This is a genomic window from Mycobacterium sp. (assembly GCF_049673265.1).
Classification (GTDB): domain Bacteria; phylum Actinomycetota; class Actinomycetes; order Mycobacteriales; family Mycobacteriaceae; genus Mycobacterium.
Map to the genome: position 1 here is coordinate 1 of NZ_JBATXN010000530.1, position 4,388 is coordinate 4,388.

The window sequence follows — 4,388 nt, forward strand, 5'->3', positions numbered from 1 at the left end:
TTCGGTTGCGACGCGCACAACGTGACCGCAGTGGGGCCGGTCCCAGGCGTAACGTTGCAGGTTGTTGGGTATTCGAAACGCTAGCGGCGTGCCGGCGACGAGCGCTCTGACGCAAAAGCCCACTGCGTCGCCTGATTTTGTTGCCGAGCAACAGGAGGTGGGCGTGGACGAGTCGTCGATCGGCATTGCGCCCGCAGTCCGCGCGCGGGAACGGGTTGTCGTTCACGTCAACTCGCCGGTGGCTCGCTGGGTGGGAGCATTAGCCCTGCTCAGTGCCGCGTGTTGGTTGATGAAGGTGATCGCCCGCGGCCCCACTGACCGGTTGGAATGGTCGTTGACGGTATTGGCCGCGGTGGCATTGATCGCACGCGGCATCTTTCTGGGTCGGCCGGTCACTGCCGGGCATGCGACGATCGCTGTTCTCGTCTTGTTCACCGGGATTGGCGCGCACGTGCTGGCTTTCGATCTGCTCGGTGATCTGCTGATCGCCGGGTCGGGTGTGGCGCTGATGTGGCCCACGTCGGCGCGTCGGCATCCCGACGATCTGTCTCGGGTGTGGGCCTTGATCAATGCCACCGGAGGCGACCCGCTGGCGCCTTTCGCCATGCAGACGGGTAAGTGCTACCTGTTCGCTGCGGACGGGACGGCGGCGCTCGCATATCGGACACGAATCGGCTTCGCGGTGGTCAGCGGGGACCCGGTCGGCGATGAGGCGAAATTCCCGCAACTAGTGGCCGACTTCGCGAAAATGTGCCATACGCACGGCTGGCGAATCGCGGTGCTGGCCTGCAGCGAGCAGAGGCTCCATCTATGGAGCGACCGGAAAGTGCTGGGCCAATCGTTGCGTCCGGTGCCCATCGGCCGCGACGTCGTCGTCGACGTGTGCAACTTCGAAATGGTTGGACGCAAGTTCCGCAACCTGCGTCAGGCCGTCAAGCGCACGCACAACTTCGGCATCACCACCGAGATCGTCGACGAGCAGGGGCTCGACGGTCGGCTGTTGGCCGAGCTGACCGACATGCTGCGGGAGTCAGCTCGCGGTGCGCACACCGATCGCGGATATTGCATGAACCTGGACGGCGTGCTCGAGGGACGGTTCCCCGGCACAAAGCTGATCATCGCGCGGGACAAATCCGGCCGGGTGCAGGGCTTCCATCGGTACGCCACCGCCGGCAACGGTAGCGACATCACCCTCGACGTACCGTGGCGGCGCCCCGGCGCGCCTAACGGAATCGACGAACGGCTCAGCGTCGACATGATCAAAGCGGCCAAAGATGCTGGCGGACAGCGGGTATCGCTAGCTTTCGCGGCCTTTCCGGAGATCTTCGATGAACAACATCGCGGGCGGGTGCAAGGCCTATTTTATTGGCTTATCCATCTGCTGAATCCATTGATCGCGCTTGAGTCGCTGTATCGGTACCTGCGCAAATTCCGGTCATCGGACCAGCGGCGGTATGCACTGGTGTCGCTGCGGCAGCTGGTGCCGTTGCTCTATGTGATGCTGTCGCTGGAGTTCATGCCGCGTCGCCGCAACCTTTAGCGGTCTAGGGCACCGGTGTCGGCGTCAGCGTGACGCTCAACTTGTCTTGGACGTTTTGCCGGAATTGATCTGCGCAGTGCTGCTGCTGGACGGGATCTGAGCCGGCATTCTGCATGCAGCTGATGTAATCGCCGCCGCCGGCGTCATTCCAGAGCGTCGCCCAGAGTGCAATGAAGGCCCCGGCGACGATGACTGCGAGGGCACCTAGCACGATGCCGGCGATCGCAATCCCGCCATTGTTGGCTGTGCCGCGCTTGGCGCGCCCGCGCCCGAGGATCCCGATGACAATCGCGACGAGTCCCAGGATGATGCTGACGACGTTGGCGAAGGGCACTGGGGAACCGAGCAACCCGATAAGCGCCAGCACCAGCGCGGTAATGCCGAGGCCATTTTTGGGTTGCGCCGGCGGCATCGGCCCGTAGTACGGCGGAGGTGGGGGATAGCCGCTCGGGTGGGGCCCGGGCTGAGGTGGATATGGGTACGGCGATGGGGACGGATAAGGCGGCGCCGTTTGCGGTGTCCCCTCGGGGTTTTGGCCGCTGTCCGACGGCCTGTCCGGAGGTTCGGTCATGGCTCGCTTTCTCGATCGGGCGTCATCGACGACTGTTCGCCAGAATACTCGGCGGGGCCGACGCGTAGTTCGAGACAGCGAATGTCGTCGGGCAGGTGATGAGTAGCTACCACCACCGTCCGCTCTGCAGCGATGAGGCCACCCGACGAAGTCAGCAGACTGCGCAGAATCGGTTCGGCGTCAGCGGCATCGAGGTGCTCGGTTGGTTCGTCGAGCAGCACGATGCGCACCGGTGAGATGAGTGCCCGGGCGAGCAGTAGCCGTCTGCGTTGCCCGGCAGACAGCGCCGCCGCGCCGCCGGCCAGCATGGTGCCCAGACCATCTGGCAGACCGGCTAGCCAGGCGTCCAGCCCGACCTGGCGCAGCGCACAGCTCAGCTGTTGATCCGAGCAATCGCCCCGCGCCACCAGCAGGTTGTCCCGGATGGTGGTCGCAAAGATGTGCGCGTCCTCAGCGAAAAACCCGATAGCACCACGTATTTCACGTTCGGCAATTTGGCCCAGTGGTACTCCGTCGAGCGTGGCGTCGCCGTGCGACGGCACCAGCAGATCGGCGAGTGTCATCAACAGCGTCGTCTTACCGGAGCCGCTGGGACCGGTGACAGCCAACCTGGCACCGGGCGGGAGGTCGATGGTCAGTGCGGCCGGCGGCCGACCACCGCGGCAGGCAGCGACCATGTTATCGGTGCGTAGCCGTCCCTTTAACGACGGAAGTGCCGCCGCGGAGGCGGAACTCGGACCGGCATCCACGCTCGGCAATGTTGGGCCAGCTGTGCCGAAGTCGAGTAGACGCCGTGCGGCCAACCGTGATCGTGTCAACTGGATGGCGGCGGCGGGTAATGCAGTGGTCGCCTCGAATGCCGATAGCGGCAACAGCATCAGAATGGCTAGCGTGGTGGGTGCAACCGAGCCCGCCACCCCGATGCCCGCCACCACGGCGCCCAGCACGCTGACGCCGATGGCCGCGGTGGGAAGAGCCTCCGCGAACGCAGCCGGCCGCGCCGCAGCGTCGACGGCATCACCCCAATCACGTTGCCGGCGTTGCGACTCGGAGATAACATCGCGCAACATACCACCGACTCGCAGCTCGGGTGCGTGCTCCAATGCCAGCATTGCCGTTACGTCTCGAGCGGAATGATGTTGGCGTGCAACGACCTCCTGCGCACGAGCGGCTCGCGACGACAGCGCCGGTGCGGCTACACCAGCGACGAAAAGGCAGACTGCCAAGATCGCGCCGGCGGGTGCTGAGATGACCCCGACGACAACGATCGCCGCAACCGCGAGAACAGCTGCGACGCTGAACGGCAGCACGGTGCGGACCAGCACGTCGGCGAGCTGATCGACGTCAGCGCCGACCCGTGCGACGAGCTCGCCGCTGTGCAATCGAGTCGCGACGTCAGCGGGGCCGTGCGCCAACCTGGTGTAAAGCAGCGCGCGGGCGCGCCCGGCCGCCCGTAACGCGGTGTCGTGGCTCGCCAGTCGTTCGCAATAGTGCAGTAGGCCACGGGAAATCGCGAAGGTGCGAACCGCCACCACCGCGATCGAAAGATCCAGTACCGGTGGCATTTGCCATGCGCGGGTGATCAACCATGCCGACAGCCCCGCCAGTGCCAGCGCACTGCTCAGCGATAGCACCCCGAGCGCGATCGCGAGCAGCAACCGTGCGATCCGCGGCTGCAGCAGCCGCACCGCGGCCGGCAGTGGATCAGACGCGAGCATGATGAAGATCCTGTGCCCCGGTCACCTCGATGACCTGATCACCGATTGCGATGACGTGCTCGCGGTGGCCGACGAGCACCACGGTGGCACCGGCGCGCGCACGTTCGACAATGGCGCGAAGTACCCGGGCTTCGGTTGCGGCGTCCAGGTGCGCGGTGGGCTCGTCGAGCAGCAGCACCGGAGCGGGCGAGCCGAGGGCGCGGGCCAAACCGAGGCGTTGCCGCTGACCCAGCGACAGCCCCACTCCGCCGCTTCCGATCACGGCATCCATCCGGTCAGGCAGCTCGGCGAGTACTTGATCGAATCTAGCTGCCGCACAGGCGCTTTCAAGATCGCTGAGAGTCCCGAACAGCGCGAGGTTGTCGGCGACCGTTCCTGGAATCAGCACAGGGCGCTGCGGCAACCAGGAGAGCTGCTGCCACCACGCGTTCAACTCGAGATCGGCGATGTCGATTCCGGCCACGGTGACGCGGCCGCTGCTGGCCGTGGTGATTCCGGCGATCACCTGAAGCGTGGTGCTTTTTCCGGCGCCGTTCGCACCGGTGAACACCGTCACCTG

At 65.5% G+C, this 4,388-nt stretch carries 4 protein-coding genes; 1 reads left to right on the forward strand and 3 read right to left on the reverse strand.

The annotated features are described in order from the left end of the window. Positions 1–163 precede the first annotated feature (163 nt). Positions 164–1,540, forward strand: a complete 1,377-nt coding sequence (locus WBF82_RS18215; protein ID WP_424384362.1) for a bifunctional lysylphosphatidylglycerol flippase/synthetase MprF — start codon at positions 164–166, stop codon at positions 1,538–1,540. 4 nt (positions 1,541–1,544) lie between these two features. On the opposite strand, the gene WBF82_RS18220 is transcribed toward WBF82_RS18215, so the two are convergent. The 3 genes from WBF82_RS18220 to WBF82_RS18230 form a co-directional block, all read right to left on the reverse strand. After that, positions 1,545–2,111 (reverse strand): DUF4190 domain-containing protein, encoded by a 567-nt coding sequence (locus WBF82_RS18220; RefSeq protein ID WP_424384363.1) that lies wholly within the window; start codon positions 2,109–2,111, stop codon positions 1,545–1,547. Continuing rightward, positions 2,108–3,829, reverse strand: a complete 1,722-nt coding sequence (cydC, locus tag WBF82_RS18225) for a thiol reductant ABC exporter subunit CydC (protein ID WP_424384364.1) — start codon at positions 3,827–3,829, stop codon at positions 2,108–2,110. Before cydC ends, WBF82_RS18220 begins: the two co-directional genes overlap by 4 nt. Beyond that, positions 3,816–4,388 (reverse strand): ATP-binding cassette domain-containing protein (locus WBF82_RS18230; protein ID WP_424384365.1); only part of this gene is annotated, 573 nt, incomplete at its 5' end. The genes WBF82_RS18230 and cydC, both read right to left, overlap by 14 nt.

Bases quoted from the DNA above. Each gene is read 5' to 3' on its own strand.
- WBF82_RS18220 (WP_424384363.1), bottom strand. From the start codon at position 2,111: ATGACCGAACCTCCGGACAGGCCGTCGGACAGCGGCCAAAACCCCGAG.
- cydC (WP_424384364.1), bottom strand. From the start codon at position 3,829: ATGCTCGCGTCTGATCCACTGCCGGCCGCGGTGCGGCTGCTGCAGCCG.